The organism is Gammaproteobacteria bacterium (assembly GCA_029862005.1).
Taxonomy (GTDB): domain Bacteria; phylum Pseudomonadota; class Gammaproteobacteria.
Map to the genome: position 1 here is coordinate 18,595 of JAOTYD010000009.1, position 24,608 is coordinate 43,202.

At 54.1% G+C, this 24,608-nt stretch carries 20 protein-coding genes; 10 read left to right on the forward strand and 10 right to left on the reverse strand.

Annotated elements, in window-relative coordinates:
• Nucleotides 1–197: 197 nt before the first annotated feature.
• From OES20_08060 to OES20_08070, 3 genes are read left to right on the forward strand one after another with little or no spacing between them, the layout of a single operon-like run.
• Nucleotides 198–1,487 carry an MFS transporter gene (locus tag OES20_08060; GenBank protein ID MDH3634646.1) on the forward strand — a complete coding sequence of 430 codons (1,290 nt, stop codon included), beginning with the start codon at nt 198–200 and terminating at the stop codon, nt 1,485–1,487.
• A complete protein-coding gene (locus OES20_08065) occupies nt 1,480–2,823 on the forward strand; it encodes an MATE family efflux transporter (GenBank protein ID MDH3634647.1) in 1,344 nt (447 codons plus the stop codon). The genes OES20_08060 and OES20_08065 overlap by 8 nt, the downstream gene beginning before the upstream one ends.
• 49 nt (nt 2,824–2,872) lie before the next feature.
• Nucleotides 2,873–4,102, forward strand: coding sequence for an MFS transporter (locus OES20_08070; protein ID MDH3634648.1), 1,230 nt, complete (start codon nt 2,873–2,875; stop codon nt 4,100–4,102).
• Here the strand turns inward: OES20_08070 and OES20_08075 are convergent.
• A complete protein-coding gene (locus OES20_08075) occupies nt 4,068–4,646 on the reverse strand; it encodes a phosphoribosyltransferase family protein (GenBank protein MDH3634649.1) in 579 nt (192 codons plus the stop codon). The two genes, OES20_08070 and OES20_08075, sit on opposite strands and share 35 nt — an antisense overlap.
• Before the next feature lie 74 nt (nt 4,647–4,720).
• Between OES20_08075 and OES20_08080 the strand changes: the two genes are divergently transcribed.
• Genes OES20_08080 through OES20_08095 form a run of 4 tightly spaced genes read left to right on the forward strand, consistent with a single transcriptional unit; the run spans nt 4,721 to nt 7,881 of the window.
• Nucleotides 4,721–5,305 (forward strand): phosphoribosyltransferase family protein, encoded by a 585-nt coding sequence (locus OES20_08080; GenBank protein MDH3634650.1) that lies wholly within the window; start codon nt 4,721–4,723, stop codon nt 5,303–5,305.
• 2 nt (nt 5,306–5,307) lie between these two features.
• The gene (locus OES20_08085) at nt 5,308–6,477 is read left to right on the forward strand and encodes an aminotransferase class I/II-fold pyridoxal phosphate-dependent enzyme (GenBank protein ID MDH3634651.1); all 1,170 of its coding nucleotides are present in this window, start codon (nt 5,308–5,310) and stop codon (nt 6,475–6,477) included.
• Nucleotides 6,477–7,058 carry a DNA-3-methyladenine glycosylase I gene (locus tag OES20_08090; GenBank protein ID MDH3634652.1) on the forward strand — a complete coding sequence of 194 codons (582 nt, stop codon included), beginning with the start codon at nt 6,477–6,479 and terminating at the stop codon, nt 7,056–7,058. The genes OES20_08085 and OES20_08090 overlap by 1 nt, the downstream gene beginning before the upstream one ends.
• A gap of 1 nt (nt 7,059) precedes the next feature.
• Nucleotides 7,060–7,881, forward strand: coding sequence for a methyltransferase (locus tag OES20_08095; protein MDH3634653.1), 822 nt, complete (start codon nt 7,060–7,062; stop codon nt 7,879–7,881).
• An 8-nt stretch (nt 7,882–7,889) separates the two neighbouring features.
• Here the strand turns inward: OES20_08095 and OES20_08100 are convergent, their stop codons facing one another.
• A complete protein-coding gene (locus tag OES20_08100) occupies nt 7,890–8,414 on the reverse strand; it encodes an OsmC family protein (GenBank protein ID MDH3634654.1) in 525 nt (174 codons plus the stop codon).
• Nucleotides 8,415–8,572: 158 nt separating this feature from the next.
• Here OES20_08100 and OES20_08105 point away from each other — a divergent pair, with 158 nt between their 5' ends.
• Entirely contained in the window at nt 8,573–9,700 is a 1,128-nt protein-coding gene (locus tag OES20_08105; protein ID MDH3634655.1) for a DUF4147 domain-containing protein, read from the forward strand.
• 74 nt (nt 9,701–9,774) lie between these two features.
• On the opposite strand, the gene dnaJ is transcribed toward OES20_08105, so the two are convergent.
• From dnaJ to OES20_08125, 4 genes are all read right to left on the reverse strand, one after another.
• Nucleotides 9,775–10,905 carry a molecular chaperone DnaJ gene (gene dnaJ, locus OES20_08110; GenBank protein ID MDH3634656.1) on the reverse strand — a complete coding sequence of 377 codons (1,131 nt, stop codon included), beginning with the start codon at nt 10,903–10,905 and terminating at the stop codon, nt 9,775–9,777.
• A gap of 8 nt (nt 10,906–10,913) precedes the next feature.
• Nucleotides 10,914–12,791: a molecular chaperone DnaK gene (gene dnaK, locus OES20_08115; protein ID MDH3634657.1), complete on the reverse strand. Its 1,878-nt coding sequence runs from the start codon at nt 12,789–12,791 to the stop codon at nt 10,914–10,916.
• Nucleotides 12,792–13,035: 244 nt separating this feature from the next.
• Complete coding sequence (locus tag OES20_08120; protein MDH3634658.1) at nt 13,036–14,904, reverse strand: propionyl-CoA synthetase; 1,869 nt, start codon at nt 14,902–14,904, stop codon at nt 13,036–13,038.
• Between the two features lie 159 nt (nt 14,905–15,063).
• On the reverse strand, nt 15,064–15,987 hold the full coding sequence (locus OES20_08125; protein MDH3634659.1) for a LysR family transcriptional regulator: 924 nt from the start codon (nt 15,985–15,987) through the stop codon (nt 15,064–15,066).
• 339 nt (nt 15,988–16,326) lie between these two features.
• On the opposite strand from OES20_08125, the gene aceA reads away from it, so the two are divergent.
• Nucleotides 16,327–17,631, forward strand: coding sequence for an isocitrate lyase (gene aceA, locus OES20_08130; protein ID MDH3634660.1), 1,305 nt, complete (start codon nt 16,327–16,329; stop codon nt 17,629–17,631).
• Between the two features lie 74 nt (nt 17,632–17,705).
• On the forward strand, nt 17,706–18,191 hold the full coding sequence (gene rraA, locus OES20_08135) for a ribonuclease E activity regulator RraA (GenBank protein ID MDH3634661.1): 486 nt from the start codon (nt 17,706–17,708) through the stop codon (nt 18,189–18,191).
• Here the strand turns inward: rraA and aceK are convergent.
• The 4 genes from aceK to OES20_08155 are packed head-to-tail and all read right to left on the reverse strand — an operon-like array spanning nt 18,183 to nt 24,410.
• Nucleotides 18,183–19,931, reverse strand: coding sequence for a bifunctional isocitrate dehydrogenase kinase/phosphatase (gene aceK, locus OES20_08140; GenBank protein MDH3634662.1), 1,749 nt, complete (start codon nt 19,929–19,931; stop codon nt 18,183–18,185). The two genes, rraA and aceK, sit on opposite strands and share 9 nt — an antisense overlap.
• Nucleotides 19,932–19,949: 18 nt before the next feature.
• On the reverse strand, nt 19,950–21,287 hold the full coding sequence (locus OES20_08145; protein MDH3634663.1) for a sigma-54 dependent transcriptional regulator: 1,338 nt from the start codon (nt 21,285–21,287) through the stop codon (nt 19,950–19,952).
• A complete protein-coding gene (locus OES20_08150) occupies nt 21,284–24,220 on the reverse strand; it encodes an ATP-binding protein (GenBank protein MDH3634664.1) in 2,937 nt (978 codons plus the stop codon). Before OES20_08150 ends, OES20_08145 begins: the two co-directional genes overlap by 4 nt.
• Nucleotides 24,210–24,410, reverse strand: a complete 201-nt coding sequence (locus OES20_08155) for a hypothetical protein (GenBank protein ID MDH3634665.1) — start codon at nt 24,408–24,410, stop codon at nt 24,210–24,212. Before OES20_08155 ends, OES20_08150 begins: the two co-directional genes overlap by 11 nt.
• Between the last annotated feature and the right edge of the window lie 198 nt (nt 24,411–24,608).

The following is a 24,608-nucleotide window of genomic DNA, read 5'->3' on the forward strand; positions in this document are numbered from 1 at the left end:
GATTATGATTTTCTACCCGAGTTGAGGCGAGACTGCGAATAAGCCAGCTTTATCGAACCATAGAGTAATGGCTGTCAAAACCATTGTCAAAACCCGGAATCGTGAGTTTTATTGCAGGTTTCATTCAGTGCGTGATATCGGGTAACTATTTCGTTAGAGTAAGCGAATACCTGGCATCGGCAACGGCCGAAGAATAATTGCTCAAAACGCTCCCCACCATTGCTTCGATCCTGCTGAGTTACGGTCTGCTGTTGCTCGCCAACGGTCTGTTCGCAACCTTGCTTGGCGTGCGCACTCAGATCGAGGGTTTTTCGCCCAGTCTGGTCGGCTTTATCGTCGCTGCCTATTTTACCGGGCTGCTGCTGGGGGGACTGTTCGCCGCCAGGGTTGTGACGCGCGTCGGTCACATACGTTCGTTTGCCGTATTTGCGTCGTTGATGTCGGCCTCGGCGCTGATGCACCCGATACTCGTCGATGGCTACGCATGGATGGGATTTCGCCTCGTCGCTGGATTTTGCATGGCAGGCATGATCATGGTCACCGAAAGCTGGCTCAATGAAACCGCCACCAACAACACGCGGGGCAAGATCCTGTCGATGTACATGATTACCAATTACTTCGCAGCCGGCTGCGGTAATTTTTTGCTGACGGTTGGCGATCCTTCCGATTTCCTGCTGTTCAGCCTGGCGTCGATCATTTTTTCACTGGCGCTGGTACCGGTGTTGCTGACCCGCGCCAAGGCCCCCGTGCCGGTGCATGCTGAACGCATGCATGTCTGGGAACTTTACCGTATTGCACCGCTAGGTGTAGTGGGCGTTTTCTGCTGCGGGCTGGTGAACGCCAGTATCAACGGCCTGGGTTCGGTGTTTGCGACCAATATCGGTTTTGACCAACAGGAACTAGCTACCTTTATGGCGGTCATGATCATGAGCGGCCTGCTGTTGCAGGTGCCGATGGGGCTGCTGTCAGATCGTATCGGGCGTGGGCCGTTACTGGTCTACATTCCAATAGTCGTGGCATTGGCCGCAATCTGGCAACTGTATGCCGAGGGCTTCTTGCCGGTGCTCGTGGGGGCCGGATTTCTCGGTGCATTCGTGTTCACGCTTTATTCACTGTCGGCGGCAACGGCGAATGACATGGTGACTTCGGCCCAGCGGGTACAGGTCGCGGGCGCTTTGCTGATTACCTATGGTGCGGGTGCCGTTACCGGCCCGATCATTGCCGGACAATTCATGGGTCTGCTCGGTCCCCAGGGCCTGTTTTTTTACATCGCGCTGATTGAACTCGTGCTCTGTGCTTTCGCCATTATTACGCGGCGTCGACGGGCCGGTAGTCCCAGCAAACGCAAGCCGTTTGTCGTGGTGCCTTCGTCACAGGCGACGTCGAACCAGCTCTACGTTGCGGTGCATCGGGAGAAACCCGAACACGTCGAAGACAGTACTGATAGCGACGATGTAAAGTGGGAAAATCCCTCCCACGATGAGTAACGCGCGGGCCGCTCTCGAGGTCTCGCATCGCAAGGTCTGGCTGCTGGCCGGCCCCATTATCCTCTCCAATATTTCGGTACCCCTGGTCGGTGCAGTCGATACTGCCGTGGTTGGACATCTGCCCGAACCGACAGCAATCGGTGCAGTTGCGCTCGGCGCGCTGATTTTCAGTTTCCTGTACTGGAGTTTCGGCTTTCTGCGCATGGGTACCACGGGTTTTGTCGCCCAGGCCTTTGGCGTCGGCGACTGGAAGAGCCTCTCCGACACGTTACTCCGGGTCCTGATCCTCGCAGCCGTACTTGGTTTATTTACGGTCGCTGTCGGTTCACCGATTATCGATCTGGCGCTTGATCTGATCGACAGCAGTGCCGACGTTGAGGGGCTCGCCGCTGACTATGCACGGATCAGGATCTGGAGCGCGCCTGCTGTGCTATGTGTTTACGCGTTTACCGGAATTTTTATCGGTATGCACAACACCCGGGGCGCTTTCGTGTTGCAGCTGGTAATGAATGTCAGCAATATGCTACTCGATGTTTTATTCGTATTTGGCTTCGACTGGGGTGTTGAAGGCGTGGCCGTGGCCTCGGTCCTGGCCGAGTACCTGGCCATGCTGCTCGGCTTTTACCTGTTGCGTAGCCCGATCGGGAATGCTTTCAAGCATTACAACCGTGTGCGTTTGCTTGAACGCAGCGCTTTGCTAAGGCTTTTTACGGCGAATACCAATATTTTTATTCGCACTTTATGCCTGTTATTTGCGTTCAGTTATTTTACCGCAAAAAGCGCGAACCAGGGCGATGTCATCCTCGCCGCGAACGCGATTTTATTGCACTTGCAAACCATCATGGCCTATGGACTCGATGGTTTTGCCCATGCCGTGGAAGCAATGGCTGGCAGCGCCTATGGTGCCCGCAGGCGCGATGTTTTTCGTCGCGCGGTCATGTTAACCAGTTTCTGGGGTGCGGTTATCGCAGTACTGGCGGGACTGGTTTATTTTCTTTTAGGCGCGCCGATCATCAACCTGTTTACTAGTATCCAGACGGTTGCCGATACCGCACTGCGCTACCTGCCATGGATGATTGTGGCACCGATTTTGTCGGTATGGAGCTTTCAACTCGATGGCGTATTTATTGGTACCGGGCATACCCGCGAAATGCGCAACGCCATGATTTTCTCACTACTCACTTATCTCGCACTGTTACAGTTCGTAATTCCGCTGCTGGGTAACCATGGGCTCTACCTCGGGCTCGCATTTTTCATGGTGATCCGGGCGTTGTCGCTGTTATTCTATTTCCCCGGAATCGAAGCCGCGATCCAGACGGCCGGCGAGCCTAATTAATGCATCTTTATCATGAACGTTTCCGCGCGCGAGCCTAACCGCGATAAAAATGACAGCTGAACCCGTCCAACGGCATCGCTTCCTGCTGGGTGCCTTGTTTATGGGTCATTTGGCGAACGACTGGGTTGCGGGAACCCTGTGGCTGCTGGCGCCGGCGATCGCGGCAAGCATGAACCTCGGGCCGACCGAAGTCGGCTTGATCCTGACCATCAATGGCATTGGCGCGGGACTGGCCTATATTCCGGCCGGAGTCATTGCCGATCGTTCGACCCGTCCCGGGTTCCTGATGCTGCTCAGTTTCTGGTGGGTTGCTATTGGCTACCTGAGTGCAACCCTGGTACCGGGATTCTGGGCAATCACACTGTTACTCGCCTTTGGCGTCATGGGTGACGCTTTCTGGCATCCAATCGCAACCGGGGTTCTGGTCAAGGAGATGCCGCAACGGCGAGCGCAGGCACTCGGCATTCACGCGGTTGGTGGCAGCATCGGTGCCGAGGTGCTCGGGCCGCTTAGTACCGGTTTCCTACTCGGTTTCTTTGACTGGCAGGCCACACTGCAAATACTGGTGCTGCCAGCTGTAATTATGGGAACGCTGTTTATCCCGGTGGCAGCGCGAATTAGCCGCGACAATCCAGGAGAGGTTGCCCATATCGATTTTCGGGCGCTAGCGAAGCAGTGGTTAAAACCCGCTGGCATTGCACTGATGCTGGTTATGATTCTTTACAACATGGCGTTAATGGCGCAACTCGCGATGGCTCCACTTTATTTTCAAAGCGAACACGGTTTATCGCCATTTCACGCCGGGATGATTTTTGCGGCAATCCTGATGATTGGCTCAGTTTTCCAGCCGTTTTTTGGTAAGTACACCGATAGCCGGGGCCGTAAACCTTTGATATTAATAGCTCTGTTCGGTGCCAGTTTCTTTGCGCTGTTTGCGGGTCTGAGTAATAGCCTCTACTGGGCGATTCTCGGTTTGTTGCCGGCAGTTGTCGTTCTAACCGCGGTGCGCCCGGTGATTCTCGCGGCCGCGGTCGAATATACCGGCAAATCAGAAGCCACTACACTCGGCATCGTGTTTACCGTGCTCGATGGTGTCGGCATGTTCGGCGCGCTTTTGGCTGGACTGGTGGGCGAATTTGAACTTCGTTACGCGTTTATCATGGCTGCGCTGCTGGCCCTGGTCTCCGGCTTGATCTGCCTGTTTTTAAGTTTCAGCAAAACGGTTATCAGCGAGGATCAGCCTGCTATTTCCCCGGTAGCGAGTCCAGGTGATCTTTGATGATGGCGTAGAGTTCGGGGCGATTGGCGGCGACTTCATCAATACTGAGGCCTTCCAGCGAATGCGGGTATTTCAGCCACTGCGCGGTTTCATTGAGGTAATAATCCGGTATGCGGTCGGTCTGGTTGCGTGACGGTTTGTAGTAGGGCACCGCGACCCGGATATCATGCGGCGTGTTAAGCCGCGCCTTTTCGTGTAAGTAGGCGATCACCGCTTCGATGGTCAAACCGGTGTCGAATACATCGTCGACGATCAGCAGGCTGTCCTCGCGGCGGCAGTTCTTGACCAGATAATTCATACCGTGGATTCGGATCTCAGGCGAATGTCCGTCTATCCCGCTATAGGACGACGTGCGGATCGCAATATGGTCGGTTTCGATGCCATACCAGGCCAGCAGTTCCTGTATCGCGATTCCCATCGGCACACCACCGCGCCAGATCGCGATCATGATGCTGGGGCGAAATCCGTCCCTGATAATTTCGGCGCCGAGACGGAATGAATCCTCGAGCAATTGTTGCGCGGACAGGTACAGTTTTTCGCTCATGCTGCGTGCATTAATCCGAGTCACTTGATAGGCTTCGCAAGAATATCACAGGGCTTTGAATGGGCGCAGTTTTGATGAAAAAACGCTTTATCGGGGAACAGGAATTGCTCGAGGATTCCTATCGTCTGGCGGTACAAATTTACCAGAGCGGCTTTCGCCCTGATTTTATTGTCGGGTTGTGGCGAGGCGGTTCCACGGTCGGAATTTACGTGCAGGAATGCTTACAGTATCTCGGTGTCGAAACCGACCATATTGCTATCCGTACTTCGTACCAGGGTCGTGATGATTACTTCAGGCAGCTGGAGCAGGGCAATGAAATACGTGCGCACGGTCTGCAGTACCTGTTCGAAAATCTGGATGCCGACGATTCGCTGCTGATCGTTGACGACGTTTACAGTACCGGACGCAACACCCGTGCCGTGGTTGAGCGTCTGCAGCAGAAAGCCAAGCGCAACATGGCCAAATACGTTCGCATCGCGGCGCCTTATTATCGTGCAAGTGCCGGTAACTCCGTCGCGGCACCGGATTATTTCCTGCAACAAACCGACCACTGGCTGGTGTTACCCTATGAGCTGACCGGAAACAGTCGCTCCGAGCTCGCAGCGCACAAACCCTGGATCGTGCCTTTACTCGATGACTTGAAGCCCGGCTGGCAGTAATCATGAAATACTCCTTACTAACCGACAGGGTAAAGGGCGGCGCCGCCGACGCATGGAACCTGCACTCGATCGCCAAGCAGGCGCGTAGCCGCGGCGATGACGTCATCGTTTTAAGCGTCGGCGATCCCGATTTTGCTACCCCGAAACCGATAATCAACAGGGCGCTGCAGGCGATGCTAGAGGGTGACACGCACTACACCCAGATTAGCGGGCATGACGATCTGCGCGAATGCATTGCCGAAAATCACCAGGCCAGCAGCGGTCAGAGGGTCAGTGGCGCAAACGTAATTGTGACCTCGGGTGCGCAGAATGCACTGTTCGCAACGTCGTTGTGCCTGTTGGAGGACGGCGATGAAGCCATCGTGCTGCAGCCCATGTACGTCACCTACGAGGCGACGGTGCAGGCACCGGGTGCGAAACTGGTTCCGGTTGTGCTCGATGCCGACACCGATTTTCGCCTTAATCCCGATTTGTTACGGGGCGCGATCAGCGAGCGCACACGCGCGATATTCTACGCCTCGCCAAGCAATCCTACCGGGATTGCGTTGAATCATGAAGAAGTGCAATTGATTGCCGAACTGGCGCGTGAACAGGATCTCTGGGTTGTCGCGGACGAGGTTTATTCCAATTTCGTATTCAATGGCGATTTTCACCATATTGCCTCCGAGCCTGGCATGGCCGACCGTACTGTGACCATCGGCAGCATGTCCAAGTCTTATGCGATGTCGGGATGGCGCCTTGGCTGGGCAATTGCGCCGACTGAAATGATTGATAACATGGAAAAACTCGCGCTTTGCATGCTTTATGGCCTACCCGGATTTATAATGCAAGCTGGTCGTTACGCACTACAACATTGCACTACCGAGCGAGATTGCATGCGCGATATCTACCGCGAACGACTCAAATTCCTGTTCGACGAATTTTCAGCCATGTCGGGACTGAAGCCACACCGACCGGACGCGGGCATGTTTATGCTGGTCGATGTAAGCGGCACCGGTGTTGAGGTACCAGAGTTTTGCCAGCGCCTTTATGACACCACCGGAGTCTCGGTGCTCGATGCGACGGCTTTCGGCGCGAGTGCTGCGGGTCACGTGCGCGTTTCCTGTACTGTCAGCGACGATGAGTTGCGCGAGGCCTGCGTGCGTATCGGCGATTTTCTCGAGACGTTGTGATGGCCACAGGCGAAATCAAGCGCTGCTGGTGGTGTGGGGACGATGAACTTTACCAGCAATACCACGACCAGGAATGGGGTATGCCGGTGCACGACGATCGCGACCTGTTCGAATTCCTGTGCCTCGAGGGCGCACAGGCTGGGTTGAGCTGGATCACGATTCTACGCAAGCGTGAAAATTATCGCCGCGCTTTCGATAACTTCGACGCACACAAAATCGCGCGCTATGCGGACAAAAAAATCCAGGCACTGTTGCAGGACCCCGGCATCGTGCGCAACCGGCTCAAGGTCAACGGTTTCGTCAAGAATGCGCGCGCCTATCTCGAGCTGCTTGAGCAGGACAGTACGCTCGACGAATACCTGTGGAATTTCGTCGATGGCAGGCCGCTGCAAAACCAGCGCAAAACAATGAAGCAGGTACCGTCCACGACTGTGATATCCGATGCGATGTCTAAAGATCTGAAGAAGCGGGGCTTTACATTTGTCGGCAGCACCATATGTTATGCCTTCATGCAGGCCGCGGGACTTGTTAATGACCATGTTGTTGACTGTTTCCGTCACGATGAATTGAAACGAGGTTGATATGTCAGCACAGGCAAAAGTTGAATTCCTCTCCAAAAGAACCGAGCGTCCAATCTATTACGCCTCGAGCGCCGGTCGTAACGCGAGACATGAAATCGATCAGCCGATGAACATTGTCTCGGTCGAGGTCGCCGATGCACGTGAACGCGGCGATAACGACGAGCGCGATGAATTCGGCATGCACAGGTCGGGATTCGAACTGCTCAAGTTCCCGACGCGGGTAGAAAATTTTCTGGACCAGGGACAGGTCGCGTCGGTTTATGAAGCCGAAATTGATAGTTTTCTCAAATCGGTGACCGGCTGTTACCGAGTGCATATCTTCGATCACACGGTGCGCGCCTCCGATCCGGATTTGCGCGAACAAAAGCAGGTGCGCGAACCCGCGACGCTGGTGCACAACGACTACACGTCGAAGTCCGGATTTGTTTGTCTGCACGAAAACCTCGGCGATGATGCCGAAGCGCTTGCCGGGGACCGTTTCCAGATTGTCAACGTCTGGCGGCCGCTGACCGATCCCGTCGAGGATTACCCGCTGGCGCTGGTAGACGCCCGTAGCCTGAAGGCAGACAACCTCGTGGATACCGAGCGCCGCGCTCCCAATCATGTCGGCGAAATCCAGCTCGCGCTGCACGATCCCGATCAGCGCTGGTATTATTACTCGGCGATGCGTCCTGACGAAGTACTGTTGTTTAAAACTTTTGATTCAGTCGATGGCGGCACCCATCCCTGCAGCATCCACACCGCGATCCACTTGTTCGATGCGCCGGCCGACGCGAAACCGCGCGAAAGCGTCGAAACCCGCGCGTTCGTTTTTTACCGCTGAGGGCCTACTCAGACCAGATCGATTTTAACCGGAACTTCCCGGCTCAGGGTATGCCCGACCGGTGAGGTCCCAACGACTTTTTCATGCAGCGCCTTGATGTCTTCCTCGGATCCATCACAGTCGATATGTACCTTGACTGAGATATTGTCGTAGCCGGCATTGCCCTGCGGCGCCAGGCCGAGGAAGGTGTGTAGATCCAGATCACCTGCCAGCTCGATATTTAAATCCTTGAGCTCGATACCCATGGCGGTCGCGTTTGCCGCGTAGCCGACCGCGAGGCAATTGCCGAGTGCCGCGAGCACCTGTTCGACCGGGTTGGGCCCGGTATCGGTGCCACCGAGTGCACCGGGTTCGTCGGACACCATCGGCCCGAAGTTGCGGATCTTTGCCTCGGAGCGAAATCCGCCTTTCCAGTTAACGTTGGCATTCCACTGGGTGCCGGCAACCTCGGGTTCCTGCTGGATTTTGCCGGCGAGACCGGCGACCGCGTCAATATTGACGTCGTTAAGCGTGGTGGTGACGGATGCAGTCATGTCGTGTCCTCCCTCTGGAAGCATTTGATCGGATACATCATCATACGCGCATTGGCACGGGCTGGACAATTCTGATGTAAAGACTCAGGATTGCGACGCAACCGAAGATTTCCCGAGCGCTATCGCGGGGTAAGGACAATACATTAGTGAGTTTGACGATGACGGAAAAAGGAACGCGCCGACAAGCGATCATCGAAATCTGGCAGGCCGCAATCGATGCAGTCTCGGGTCGACAGGCGGTGCTGAATGCACTTGACGCAGATCCCGCGTTCAAGCCCGATCTGATCATGGCCGTTGGCAAGGCTGCATCCGGCATGTGCGTAGGCGCGCTCGAGCGCTTCCCTGGCTGCGATGCGCTCGTGGTGACCAAGTATGATCATGCGGATCAGTCCCTGCGCGAGCGGGCCAGCGTCGAGGTAATCGAGTCTGGACACCCGATTCCGGATCAGAATTCGCTGCTTGCGGGCCGTACCTTATTGTCTCGCATGCGCTCGATGCCCGCGGGCAGCCGGGTTTTATTGCTGGTGTCGGGTGGTGCGTCGGCGCTTGCCGAGGCTCTGCCGGAGGATATGACGCTGGCCGATTTGCAGGCAGTTACCGATGACATGATAGCCGGCGGTAAAACGATCGCCGAGATTAACAGCCGGCGCAAGCAGGCATCGCTGATCAAGGACGGTAAGCTGGTCGAAGCTTTCGGTGGCGCCGAGCTAAGGGTCTACGCCATTTCGGATGTCGAGGGGGACAGTATTTCTACTGTCGGTTCGGGAATCGGGGACTGTTATCGAGCGACAGCTGACGCACATTCGAGCATTATCGCCTCGAACCGGATTGCCCGCGAACAGGCTGCAAGCAAGGCCCATGAACTCGGGTTTAGCGTTTGCCTGAATGAGGAATCGCTCTATGGCGACGTGTTTGATCTGGCTCTCGTTATCGGCGAGCGGCTGCGTCTGGCAAACCCCGGGATCTATATATGGGGAGGTGAACCCACCGTGGTATTGCCGGATAATCCGGGCAGAGGCGGGCGTAATCAGAGCCTCGCACTGGCCGCCTCGGAATGGTTTTCAGGCAGGGATAACGTTCTGCTGCTGGTAGCCGGAACCGATGGCACCGACGGGCCGACGACAGCCGCAGGCGGCCTCGTTGACGGAAAGACCTGGCACGAGGATGCGCTTCAGTTCCTGCAAAACGCCGATGCCGGCCGTTACCTCGAGCAACACGATAGCCTGTTCGAAACCGGACCGACTAACACCAACGTGATGGATCTGGTCATTGCCATCGTCAGCTGAATGACAAGCGTTAAAATAATCATATTCATATCTGAAATAATTGCGTTAATAGAGAACGGTCAAAGCGACACTGACTATTGCCAGAAGTGTTTTTTACTTTTTTCGCCGGCTTCGCGCAACTGTCGATAAAGGTCCTTTTCGGCCTTGCTCAGCTTCTCCGGGATGTGTATCTGCAGGCGGATGTTCATATCGCCGCGCATCGGTGCTCCAAAAACCGGTAAGCCTTTACCCTTTAGTCGCAACACCTCATCCGGCTGCGAACCAGCGGGTACTTTGACCTGAACCTTTCCGTCCAGCGTCGGAACGCTGATCTTGGTACCGAGCACAGCATCGGGTATTGCAATTATTTCCCGGCGCCATAAATCGGCGCCGTGGCGTTCGAAGCGCGGGTCACGCTGGCTGTGGACGATGACGAACAGATCACCTGTAGGGCCGCCAGCGGTCGGGCTGGGTAAGCCGTGTCCGGGTATACGTAGCGCCGTGCCTTCGTCAATACCGGCTGGTATCGTCACCTTGAGATTATCATCCTGGTTGACTTCGCCGCGCCCGCCACAGGTCTTGCAGGGTTTATCGATAAAGGTCCCCTGGCCGTGGCATACCGGGCAGACCATAATCTGCTGAAAACTGATCGAGCCCTTGTCCTTGGTTTCTTGTCGGCTGGTTACCTGCTTGCCGCTGCCGTTGCAATGACTGCAGGGGCGTGGTTCACTGCCTTTCTCGGCGCCGGTGCCGTTACAATCCCGGCAAGATACCGGACGGTTGAAGTGCACCGTTTCTTCACCACCGGAATTGACTTTTTCCAACGGGATAGTAAGCCTGACCTCGAGATCACTGCCTTTGGCGGGACCCCGTGGGTGGCGATGTCGTCCAAAAAAATCCCCGAATAAACCACCACCGCCAAGATCGAAACCGAATCCCATATCGCCGAAAATGTCGCCAAAATCGATACCGGAAAACAGGTCTTCGGCGGAAAAATCGGCCACTCCCGCGAAACCACGTGAATCGTAGTTTGCGCGTTTTTTCGGGTCTGAAAGTATGGCGTAGGCCTCGGCGATTTCCTTAAAATGCGCCTCGGCATCTGGTGACTTGTTGCGATCCGGGTGGTATTTCAACGCTAGTTCGCGGAACCTGTCTTTTATCGTTTTCGCATCTGCGTCACGCGCTACGCCAAGAACCTCGTAATAGTCACGCTGTTCGCCGGCCATGAGACGATTTAACGGGTTTCTGTGTAATCGGCATCGACTACTTTGCCGCGGGGACCCGCACCGGAGGGTTTGGCTTCACCACCGGCGCCACTCATGTCGGGTGCCGCCTGGTGTGCGTAGGGGCCCGACTTGGGTGCTTCCGAACTTTGCGAATAAATCACGGTACCGGCTTCCTTGATAACTTCTTCGAGTTCCTGTGCGCGCTGGCTGGCTTGTACGGCGTCTTTTTTATCGATCGCTTCTCGTGTTTGATGCATGCCGCTTTGCAGGCGATTTTTCATTTCGTCGGTCAACTTGTCGCTGAACTCGGCCAGTATCTTTTCAGCCTGGTAGCAAATATTGTCCGCATTGTTAAGTTTGTCGACCTGTTCGCGTCGTATTTTGTCTTCGTCGGCATATTTTTCGGCTTCATCGATCTGACGTTGTTTTTCTTCATCGCTTAATCGAGTGGAGCCGGTGATGCGGATCGATTGCGATTTTCCGGTGGCCTGATCCTTGGCGGTAACATTTAAAATACCGTTGGCGTCAATATCGAAGGTGACGTCGACTTTCGGAATACCCCGGGGTGCCGGCGGTAAACCATCGAGGTTGAATTCGCCGAGGCTGGTATTGTCACGCGCCATCGGTCTTTCACCCTGGTAAATGTGGACCGTGACTGCTGTCTGCATGTCTGCCGCGGTAGTAAAGGTTTCGGTATGCTTTACCGGAATCGGCGAATTACGCGAAATCAGGGCAGTCGCGACACCGCCCAGGGTTTCTACGCCGAGGGTCAGCGGTGTGACGTCGACCAGCACGATGTCGCTAACTTCGCCGCTCAAAACACCGGCCTGTATTGCGGCTCCGCTGGCGACGCATTCCATCGGATCGACGCCCATTTCGGCTTTACGTCCAAACAGGTCTTCAAAATACTTGTGCACTACCGGCATACGTGTCGGTCCACCGACGAATACAATTCGGTCAATTTCCTGGGCGCTAACGCCGGCATCGTGCAGCGCCTGTTCGATTGGACCTCGGCACTTCTCTACGACGTCATTAACCTGCCGTTCCAACTCGGTACGGTTTAAATCCAGTTCGAGATGCTTCGGTTCTCCCGCTACGGCGGTCAGATAAGGCAGGCTGATATGGGTGGTAGTGCTGGTTGAGAGTTCTATTTTCGCGATTTCAGCGGCTTCCCTGATACGTGCCATCGCTTTTACGTCTGATCTTATATCGTTCCCGGTTTCCTGGTTAAATTTATCGGTAATGTAATTGACCAGGTTTTGATCCATGTCCGTACCGCCGAGTTGGGTATCTCCGCTGGTCGCTTTGACTTCAAATACGCCCTTACCAAACTCCATGATGGTGACATCCAGGGTGCCACCACCAAAGTCGATGACGGCGATACGCAATTCTTCACCTGCACGATCAAGTCCGTAGGCCAGCGACGCGGCGGTGGGTTCGTTGACCAGGCGCTCGACTTCGAGACCCGCGATACGGCAAGCATCCTTAGTTGCGCTGCGCTGGTTATCGTCAAAATAGGCGGGCACCGTGACGACCGCCTTGGTAACTGGCTCACCGAGAAAGGCTTCCGCGTCATCCTTGATTTTTTTCAACAGGAAGGCGGATAACTGTTCAGGAGAGAATTTTTTGTCACGTAAAGTAATTTCTTCGCGTTGCCCCATACGCCGTTTGAAAGCTGACGTCGTGCCTTCCGGGTTGGCAGCCTGCTGGCGCCGTGCCGGCTCTCCGACCAGCGTTTGTCCATCTGCTGTTATTGCCACGTAGCTGGGAAATGCTTTACCCCCGAGACTGATGCCTTCTGCGCTTGGAATGATGACTGGCCGGCCACCCCGGAGTACGGCGGCAGCTGAATTTGACGTGCCCAGATCTATACCGATGATTGCCATGACTTACCCCGTTCTTGTTATCAGCCGGATCTCAATGTCGACTGAATTAGCCAATTACCTGATAAAAATCAATTATGACATTAAATCAACTCCTCGATACTTATCAAATCTATTAAGTATCAGTAGTTGATTTACATCAAACAGGTTAACGGCTTTAGAGCCTGCGTTGGTCCCTTAGCAAGAAGATTGCAGATAATCTGCACGGAGAGGGGTGATCATGGCCAGACGGGCAGCGGATTCTGGCCTAAAGCAGCACCTTGATTTCGTCCAGTGCTGCCGGATCTTCGATGGTCGACGGAACAACATACTCGTCGCCATCCACCATCGCACGCAGGGTCTTGCGCAGTATCTTGCCAGAACGGGTTTTGGGTAAACGTCCTACGACAAGGGCTTCCTTGAAGGCGGCGACCGCTCCAATATCCTGTCGCACCAACTGCACCAGCTCCTCGACAATTTGATCGGGTTTTGCGCCCTCGGCGTTTTTCAACACGACGAACCCCATCGGCATCTGGCCCTTGAGTTCATCCCGCCGACCGATGACCGCACACTCGGCCACCATCGGGTGCTTGCCGACGACTTCTTCCATTTCACCGGTGGACAGGCGATGACCCGCGACATTGATGACGTCGTCGACGCGGCCCATGATGTAAAGGTAGCCATCCTCATCGAAGTAGCCACCGTCACCGGTGGTGAAAAAACCGGGGTAGGTTTCCAGGTAATTCGACTTGAAGCGTTCGACATCACCCCAGATCGTGGTCAGGCAGCTCGGCGGCAACGGCAGCTTGATCGCTATGAAACCCTGTTCATTGGCAGGGAGTTCGTTACCCGCTTCATCGAGTATCCTGACGTTGAATCCTGGCACCGGCATCGTCGACGAACCTGATTTGACCGGCATCGATTCGAGACCATGCAGGTTGGCGGCGATAGCCCAGCCGGTCTCGGTCTGCCACCAGTGGTCGAGCACTGGAACTTTGAAAGTCTCTGCCAGCCATTCGTAGGTTGGTGGGTCGAGTCGTTCGCCGGCGGCAAAAATGGTTTTCAGGCAAGACAGGTCGTACTGGTGCGCCAGCTTCGCCTCAGGATCTTCCTTCTTGATGGCTCGAAACGCGGTCGGCGCGGTAAACAATGCTTTTACGCCGTGCTCAGAGATAACTCGCCAGAAGGCTCCCGCATCCGGGGTCATGATTGGTTTGCCCTCGTACAGTATCGTGGTACAGCCGTGAATCAGGGGTCCATAGACAATGTAGGAATGACCGACGACCCAGCCGACATCCGACGCGGCCCAGTAAACGTCGCCGGGTTCAATATCGTAAATCGCGGTCATACTGTATTTCATGGCAACGGCATGGCCCCCGTTTTCGCGTACCACGCCCTTGGGCTTGCCGGTAGTACCCGAGGTGTAAAGTATGTATAGGGGATCGGTGCCTTTAACCGGCACACAGGCTGCCGGGTTCGCAGCGGCCAGCGCCTGTTGCCAGTCAACGTCACGCCCGGCCTGCATCGTGGCACTGGCCTCGGGACGTTGCAGCACCACGCAGGTTGCGGGTTTGTGTTGCGCCATTTCGATCGCGGTGTCGACGATAGGCTTGTATTCGATGACCCGGTTGATCTCGATACCGCAGGATGCAGTCAACAGGACTTTCGGGGTCGCGTCATCGAGGCGCACCGAGAGTTCAGGTGGTGCAAACCCTCCGAACACGACCGAGTGCACCGCGCCGAGACGCGCGCAGGCGAGCATTGATATCACCGCTTCGGGGATCATCGGCAGATAGATAACGACGCGGTCGCCTTTTTCGACGCCGTGGTTTTTAAGCATGCCCGCGCACAGGGCCACCGCGTCTCGAAGCTCGCGGTAACTGTATTTTTTTTGCTGGTGGGTTACCGGGGAATCATAGATCAATGCCGTTTGATCACCGCGACCGTTTTCAACATGGTAATCGACGGCGAGGTGACAGGTATTTAGTTCGCCGTCGGCGAACCAGCGCTGGACACCATGTTCGTCCGTGCTGAGGACCTTCTCGGCCGGTTTATACCAGTCCAGTTGGCGTGCCTTCTCTGCCCAGAATGCCTCTGGATTTTCGATTGATGCCTGGTATTCATCCCGATATGACATTAACTACCCCCTCAAGCAGGACTTAGAATAGCGCTTAGCGACGTTCGCAGCATCATATTACGCGCAGGAATTACAGACAATACGGTTTCTCGACGCCTGGAATATTTAAAAAATCACTAACCGGGACGATTGTAAAATAGTCGATCGCGGCAATATGGGTCACGAATTTGCTTCGATACCGAAGCATTCATGCATGATTTCGATAAAGCGTTTCGAAGGCGCCGACAGAAATTTTCCCTTGCGCGTAACAATACCGTAACTTCGCTTTGGAAAGTACTGGTCAACCGGAATCACGTTCATTTTATTGCGGTCCTGCTCGGTAATACAGACATCGGTGACGATGGAAATGCCCTGTCCGAGGCTGACGTAGCGCTTGATGACTTCCCATCCACCCGCCTCGAGCGTGACCCGAAAATTAACATTATGTTGTGCAAATACCATTTTCACGATATGCCAGGTACTGAGGTGGCGGGGGGGCAGAATCAGTCCGTACTCCCCGATGTCGGCCAGGGTAATCTTTTCCATTTGCGCTAGTGGATGATCGAGTGGTGTAATCACGACCGGGTTGTAGGTGACGATCGGGGCATAAACCAGGTCATCGGGCACTTCCAGCATTGAGCCGACGGCAAAATCCACCGAGTCGGTACGCAACATTTCCATACCGTTGCGGCCCGTTTCGTTGGCGAGACGTAGCTTGATTGCCGGGTACTGAAGCGAGAACTTGCCGACCGGCTCTGGCAGTACGTAAAGGATGGTCGATTCGCCGGCAGCAATATTGAGTTCGCCTGAAGTCAGGTTGCCGCAGTGCGCATCGAAGGTTTCCTTGAGGCGGTCGATACCCTGGACGTGTGGCAAACACAGTTCGTAAAGAATACTGCCTTCGGTGGTGAGGCTTAACCTGGGACCACTGCGTTCGAACAGGATGGTGTCCATCTCTTCTTCGAGCGCATGTATTTGCAGCGAAATGGTCGGTTGACTGGCAAATAGTGATTCGGCTGCCTTGGTCATACTGCCCAACTTTGCAGTCTGGCAGAATGCGCGCAGCTTCTTTAAATGATTTTGCTTGTAATAGGAATTTGACATCGACTCACTCGCGAAATCACATTATTGAGTAATTCAATGCGAATATCAAACAAGATGTATTTATTCAATCATTACCCCAGCAATCGACTTGCTTCAACCTGGTGATTTCGGTCCAGATCGAAGAGTCGCCGTAAGCGAGTGAAATGTCGTGGCTTCGCTAGTTTCTGCCCGGTTCAAAAGGCAAGATTGGTGTTATTCCGCATGAATGGTTCTATTGTGATATCCAATAGACAAAATTGAGTAAATTTACTTTTTAAATAATAAAACAAGCGTATATTTAACGGTTTACGGGTATTGAGCCTAATTTAAATCAATCTGTATTTTGAGAGATACGACGAGATGACAAGAGACGAACAAATCGCTGCTCTGGAGCAAGAGTGGCAGGAAAATCCACGTTGGAAAAATGTAACGCGCGGCTATAGCGCGGCAGACGTGGTGCGCTTACGTGGTTCCATACAACCTGAAAATACGTTGGCGCGTATGGGTTCCGAGAAACTCTGGCAGCAGGTAAACGGCGGCGCGAAGAAAGGCTATGTCAACAGTATGGGCGCGATCACCGGTGGCCAGGCAATGCAGCAGGCAAAAGCAGGGATCGAGGCGATTTACCTGTCGGGGTGGCAGGTTGCCGCTGACGGCAATACTTCAGAAACAATGTACCCGGACCAGTCGCTGTATGCCTACGATTCGGTTCCGGCGATGGTGCGTCGTATCAACAACAGCTTTCGCCGTGCCGATGAAATTCAATGGAGTCGCGGCGCTAATCCCGGGGACGCCGGCTACGTCGATTATTTCCTGCCCATCGTTGCCGATGCCGAGGCCGGGTTTGGCGGCGTACTGAATGCATTCGAGTTGATGAAAAACATGATATCCGCAGGTGCCGGCGGCGTTCACTTTGAAGATCAACTGGCCGCGGTCAAGAAATGCGGGCACATGGGTGGCAAGGTCCTGATACCCACCCAGGAAGCGGTACAAAAGCTTATTGCGGCGCGCCTGGCGGCTGATGTCATGGGGGTACCAACCGTGCTGTTGGCCCGCACCGACGCCGAGGCAGCCAACCTGCTGACTTCGGACGTTGACGATAATGACAAACCCTTTGTTACCGGTGAGCGTACCGATGAAGGTTTTTACTGTGTTAAAAATGGTCTCGAGCAGGCGATTTCGCGCGGCGTGTCCTATGCGAAATACGCCGACATGGTATGGTGTGAAACCGGGACCCCGGATCTTGGCTTCGCGCGGGAGTGGGCCGAGGCCGTGCGTGCGGTTCATCCTGGAAAACTACTCGCCTACAACTGTTCACCGTCCTTTAACTGGAAAAAAAACCTCGATGACAAAACCATTGCCGAGTTCCAGGACAAGCTGGCCGAGATGGGCTACAAGTACCAGTTCATAACGCTCGCCGGTATCCACAACATGTGGTACAACATGTTCGATCTGGCCTACGATTACGCGCGCGGCGAAGGCATGAAACACTACGTCGAAAAGGTTCAGGAACCTGAATTTGCCGCTGCCGACAAGGGCTACAGTTTTGTATCGCACCAACAGGAAGTGGGTGCCGGTTATTTTGACGATGTGACTACTACCATCCAGGGCGGAGCTTCATCGGTAACCGCGATGTCAGGTTCGACCGAGGAAGATCAGTTCTAACCGGTAAATTCACTGGACAACAAAAGCGCCCACGGTTTTACTGTGGGCGTTTTTTTTGGCAACGAGTAATCTTAATGACTTTCAAAACAGCAGATTTAAGCGACGCGTACGAGGGTAAAGTTCAAATCGTGTCTCCCGGGCTCTTGAATTTCGGGGGCAAGAAACGTTTTCACGGTGAAATCGTGACCATCCGCTCACTGGATGATAATTCGCGCGTGCGCGAACAGATTCGGACTGCCGGCGACAACAGGGTGCTGGTCATCGACAATGATGCCTCGATGCGCTGTGCGATGCTCGGTGACATGATGGCAGCCGCGCTGATAGAGAACGGCTGGAGCGGTGTCGTCATCAATGGCTGCCTTCGCGATTCGGTCGACATCAATGACATGGATATCGGCGTTAAGGCATTGTCGACCAACCCGTTGCGCAGCGTCAAGGAAGACCGGGGCGAGGTCAACGTCGAGCTCAATTTTCTCGGCGCAACCTTTCGTCCCGGAGATTATCTCTACAGCGATGAAGATGGAATTTTACTCAGCGCCACGGTCCTGGAGTTAAGCTGATTCGCGCGTAAACCGGATTTTCTGAGGGTAGGGGAATACATCCTCGTAGATTCCGGCCTCGATGTTTTTCTGCTTTTGAATCCAGAAATCGGCGTCGAGCAGATCGCGATGGTACTTTAAAAAAGCCTGACGCACGCGGTTGTCAGCAAACAGGAAAGTCACGAACTGCTCCGGGAAAACGTCATTCGCCGCGATGCTGTACCATGGCTCCGCTGCCATTTCGTCTTCCGGGTAAAGTGCCTCCGGGATGCGACGGAAATTACATTCGGTCAGGTAACAGATTTCATCGTAATCATAGAACACGATGCGGCCCTGGCCCTGGCCGGTAACGCCGAAGTTTTTCATTAGCAGGTCACCTGGAAAGATATTGGCCGCTGCTAGTTCCTTGATTGCTTCACCATAGCCTTTCATCAGTCGCACAAGGTACTGATCATCCGCCTGCTGCACGGCGATGTTCAGGGGTGTCATGCGACGCTCGATATAAATGTGCTTGATAATAATCTGGTCGCCTTCATCGGAAATACTGTTGGCGCAGGTTTCGTAGAGCTCCTCGAGCAGATCCTCGGCAAAACGTGCCCGCGGCAACGCGACATGAGAGTACTCGAGAATATCGGACATGCGTCCGACCCGATCGTGCATCTTGACCAGTCGATAGGTGTTAAGTACCTCCTGCCGGGTCGTCTTTTTCGGTGGCGGGAAGCGATCCCGGATTACCTTGAAAACGTAAGGATAGGATGGCAGCGTAAACACGGCCATGACCATGCCCTTGATTCCGGGCGCGAATATCAATTCGTCCTCTGAGTGTTTCAGATGATGCAGAAAGTCACGGTAAAAAACAGTTTTGCCCTGCTTGTGAAAACCGATCGCGGAGTAAAACGATTCCTTGCTTCGATTTGGCATCAGGCGACGCAGGAAGGTCACGATCGACGAGGGCACCGGGTGATCGACCATGAAGTAGACGTAAGAAAACTCGAACAGCCGGTTAAGTCCCTGGGTGCCGATAATGATGGCGTCGGCATAAATTGAGCCGTTTCCGCTGTGCAGCAGAGGAATCGCAAACGGAATATCCTTGTTTGAATTGATTGCCCTGCCGACAATATAGGCAGCCTTGTTGCGGTAAAACACGGTACTAATCACCTGGAACTGGAAATTCAGGTGTGCGCGCCGTGGCCGCGCAAAGGTATGCCTGATCAAGGCATGAATGATGTTGCGCAGGTCGCGATTGATATCTTCAAACGGCAGGTTGAATCCGCTGTCGAGCAGTACCTGTTTAATCGATGCCCGAAATCCGCGCTTGGCCGGGTAGTAAACGTGATACGAAGGTTTTTCCGAATCAATAAACTCGGTCGAAACAGCGCTGCGTACAAAGATATAATCGTTGCCGAAATAATCTCGATGGAACAGGGCGCAAAATACGGAATTGTAAAATGTCTCGGCCAGTTCCGGTTGCAGGTGGTTACTGATCAGCAACACGTAATCGCGCTTGACGTCAAACCAGAGCTGGCTGTCGAATGGTTCGAGATCAAACAGTTCCTGCAGGTCACGGATCGAATCCTTGACCCGGATGTCGTAATAAAGAATTCGTTCGCGCGAAGCCTTGCGTTCGGCCTCCCAGTCCGCACTCTCGAAGCGTTCTCTGGCACCCCTGGTGATTTCACTGAAAATCGTGAAATGCCGGTCAAATCCGTTCAGGATCGTGGTCGCTATTCGTATCGATAAACCGATGGAGGAATTATCCATCAAGAGGCCCGATCTGGATTATTGCTTGCGGGACGGAATCTCAAGACGCTGTCTCCTTTCCCATAGGTTTTTACGGCTAATCCCCAGCATACGCGCGAGCTCGGTTTCATTGTAACGGGCCTGGTATTTTTTTACGAAGCTGACGAAGTAATCATCCATCGACAATCGATTCTCCAGTTCGTACAGCGGCAGTCTCTGTCCGGCCTCGGTATTATTCAATGCCAGGTCGTCGGCTTCGATACTACCATTTTGTTTTAGTAATACCGCGCGTTCGATAACATTTTCAAGTTCACGCACATTCCCCGGCCATGGGTAGTTCAACAGTTGCTGGTAGGCTTCTTCGTCAAAGGTCACAGACTTTCTATGGGTGCGCTGGGCCATCCGGGTCAGAACTGTATCAGCCAGCAACTTGATGTCACTGCCACGTTCCCGCAGTGGTGGCAGATTTATTTCGAAAACGTTGAGTCGATAGTAAAGGTCTTCACGAAAGGTTTTTTCGGCAACCATTTGCGCAAGGTTCTTGTGCGTGGCGGCCAGCACGCGGACATCGACCTTTATGATCTTGTTGGAACCAATCCGTCTGATTTCGTTATCCTGCAAAACAGCCAGCAGGCGTGCCTGGGCATCCAGTGACAGTTCACCGATTTCATCGAGAAACAGGGTAGCGTGGTTTGCGACTTCGAGCAGGCCTTTTTTGGTTTGCAATGCCCCGCTAAAGGCCCCCCGTTCATGACCGAATAATTCTGATTCGATCTGGGTCTCCGCAAATGCGGCACAGTTGACGGTGACAAGTGAATGTTTTCGCCGCTCGCTTTGCGAATGTATTGCACGCGCTGCCAGTTCCTTGCCGGTGCCGGTTTCTCCGACAATCAGTACCGTGGTATTGGTTGCCGCTACCCGCTTGATTCGGTCCACAACCTCCAGCATCGGTTCACAGTGTGCAACCATGCCATCGATAGGATAATTCTTCGCCAGCTCGTTTTGCAGAATCGTGTTTTGCTGTTCGACCATTGCCTTGTCCAGAATCCGTTTCACGGTCATGATCATTTCATCATGATTGAATGGTTTGGAAATGTAGTCCACGGCGCCCTGTTTCATCGCCTCGACTGCCGATTGCACGGTGGAGTAACTGGTCATAATCAGCACCGGGGTAGGTGCCGCGCGCGATATGAGCTCGGTGCCGGGTTCGCCGGGCAGGCGCAGGTCCGAGATAATCAGGTCATAGGTGTTGATAGAGTTTTCTTCCGCTTCGGCAACCGAGGCGACACCGGTTGCATCGTGGCCCTGGCGCTGGAGCAGGCGCAGCAGGCTCTCCTGGATAATCGGTTCATCCTCGACGACCAGGATATTACTCATGCCTCTGCCGCCATCGCTGTATCAATACCCGGAAGGTAGATGTCGAATCGACAGCCAGCCATGGACCTGCTGGATACCGAAATCGAACCCCCGTGTTCCTTGACAATATTATAGGTCAGCGATAGCCCGAGGCCGGTACCTTCACCAACGGTTTTAGTGGTAAAGAAAGGTTCGAAAATTTTAGACAGGTGTTCCTCGGGAATGCCCTTGCCCTGGTCTTCGACCGATATCAGGACCTGGCTTCCGTAAACTGCTGAACCGATGGTTACGGTCTGGCCGGGTTTCGAAGCGTCGGTCGCATTGGAGAGCAGGTTAACAAATACCTGCACCAGTTTTTGCGCGAATCCCTTGACCATGAGGCCTGTTTCACATTGGTTCCGGTAATGCATTTGCTTGCCGGCCTCACTCAGCGAGACCAGGTTAATCGCTTCATGAATAACCTGGTGCAGATCGATAATTTCCGAGGGATATTCGTCGGGGGCCCCGGCACGACTGTAATTGGAAAGCGATCCGACAATGCGCGCAATGCGCTCGGTCTGGGTCAGGATCCGATCGAGATCCTGTGTCGCCCGCGGTGTATCTTCAAGTACCGAACGCAAATCCTGAGCGAGGCAGGCGATGCCGGTCACCGGGTTACCGATTTCATGCGCAACGCCCGAGGCAAGCTGACCGATTGACGCAAGACGTTCGCTATGGGCAAGTTTTTCCTCCAGCAGGTGACGTTCACTATGGTCTTCAATGAGGATAGCAATTCCACTGTTGTCTTCCCTTTCCCGGCTTACAACGGCCTTGAACAGATTAAGCACCCGTACCTGGTCTTTAACCGTAACCTTGAGCTTGCTGATTAAAAACTCGTCGCTGGATTTAAATCTCGCCAGCAGATCTCGCCACGGCTCCTCGAGTTGATCGATGGAATTGCCAATTGCGTCGCCGAGCCTGATACCGGTCAACTTGCTGAGCTCCTTGTTCCAGCTCAGAATAATTCCCGCGTTATCGATCGATACGACCCCGAGCGGCAGATCCTGCAGTACCTGGAAGTGAAAACGCCGCAAAGCATCCAGTTCGCTTGACACACCGCGCAATTCGCTGCGTGATTTCTCCTGGCTGTTTTCAACGAACTGGATGGTATCGGCGAGCGCCGACTGGGTCGCACGATCTATCTGCAGGTGCTCATTGACGATCATGCGTGACAGTACGGGACCAACCAGGCCCGAAAGATTCCGATCGATCTGGGCGCGCAGGCGGGTAAGGTCAGCCTGGTTAATCTCGCCCGGGGTCAGGCCAAGATCGGCAAGGGCGCGATCGACCTCGTTGTGCGCAATGTCATGGCCGACGATGCTGCCCAGCTGCTGTTCGAACTCCGCGATCGAGGTCGCTTTTACCGAACCTTTAGGCATCAGGAAGCTCTCGCGACTGCAGGCTTCGGCCACCTCCCGTTCATCCGCGGACTGCCGACTCATTAGCGATACGATAACAAAAGTTAGACTGTTCAACAGCAGCGACCAGAGTGCCGCATCGGTAGTGCTCATCGCGAGTTCCGGAATCGTAAAAAAGGGTGTTTCAATAATTCCGGCGCGTTCAAACAGCGGGACAAATAACGTGAATACCCAGATAGTTGCGCCGACAATCAAGCCACTGACAAAACCGGTCCTGTTGGCGCGCGGCCAGTAAAGCAACCCGATTACCCCGGGGAGGCATTGCGCCACTGCAACGAACGAGATCAGGCCTAGCCCGGCCAGCCCCGGATTATGGGTTTGCACCAGGTAGAATATGTATCCAATGGCAACGATCGACATGATGACGAAGCGACGACCCCACAACAGCCATTCGTACATGCTGGTGCCGGAGGACAGCTTGGGTGGAAAGCTTGCAGGAAGTACGAAATTATTCATGCACATGGATGCCAGTGCCAAAGTGGTCACGATGATCATCGCACTGGCCGCGGAAAGGCCGCCCATAAAGGTTAATATCGGCAAAATCGAAGACCCGCTTTCGAGTGTAATTCCGAGTACGAAAAAATCAGCCGGTATATCGAGCTGCAGTGATTGACCCGCCCAGAGAATTGGCGGAATCGACAGGTTCAACAGTAGCAGGAAAAGGGGAAATGCCCAGCTCGCGGTTTCGATATTCTTGTGCTTGATGCTCTCGACGAAAATCATGTGGAACTGGCGCGGCAACAGAAACGCGGCAGCAAAGGAGAGCAGCATTAATGTCGCCCAGGGACCCTCCTGTACCGGCGTAAACAACGCTGCATTAATTTCTGGATGCTGGTCCAGGTAGCGGTTGAGTTCGCCGAATCCGCCAAAAATTCCAAATACCGCAAATATTCCCACGCTTAGCAGCGTGACTAACTTGACCAGCGACTCAAACGCGATTGCGACCACCAGGCCCCGGTGCTTTTCTCGCAGAGAGATGTGCCGGGTACCAAACAGGATTGAAAACAGGCCGACCGTGATGCAAAACATCAACGCGATCAAATGCTGTTCGGTTTCATTGGTCATGATTTGCAGTGTGTTCGTGACCGCCTGTATCTGCAGTGACATGTAGGGCAGGGTGCCGGCCAGCACCAGCAGTGTCACCAGCACCCCGGCAAGCTGGCTGTGGTAGCGAAAAGCGAACAGGTCAGCGAGCGACGCCAAGCGATAGGTCTCGGTGATTTTCAGTATCGGCCTGAGCAGGATGGGTGAAGCGACGAAAGCCAGCGTGGTTCCCAGGTATATGGTCAGGAAGTTAAACCCCTGTTTTTCAGCAAAACCGACGCTGCCGTAAAAGCTCCAGGATGTTGCGTATACGCCGATGGAGAGTGAATAAATCAACGGGTGGCTGGCCAGGGATTCCGGAATCCAGCCACGATCGGTAGCGGTTGCGATCAGGAATAACAATCCCAGGTAGAGCACCCCGACCAGGAATAACTGCCACAGTTCAAACTGCATTTTTGCGCAGCACGCGTTGCAACCAGGCCGACAGCAGAATAATGCCAAACCAGACCAGGTAGGGCAGGTACCAGGGTAAATCGACGTCGATCCACAGCGTAAACAAGGGGGGCAGCAATACCAGCAGCGAGATCAGTACCACGATGACGGTGATCTCGGTAGGGCGCACATCGGACGATAACAGCGACAAAAAGTGTTACCCCTGGTTACTTATTATTTAGGCGAGTGTTACTTATCGTGACGCACAGGTCAATAAGTGTGGAAAATATGTCGGTAAATTGCCTATTTCAACCTGGAGGGGATATCGACCCGGGATCAGCATCTTGTCGATGGCTGATGTTTGTGTAAGCATATCTGGCGCCACCAATAAAACCAGTCAAAGCAACCG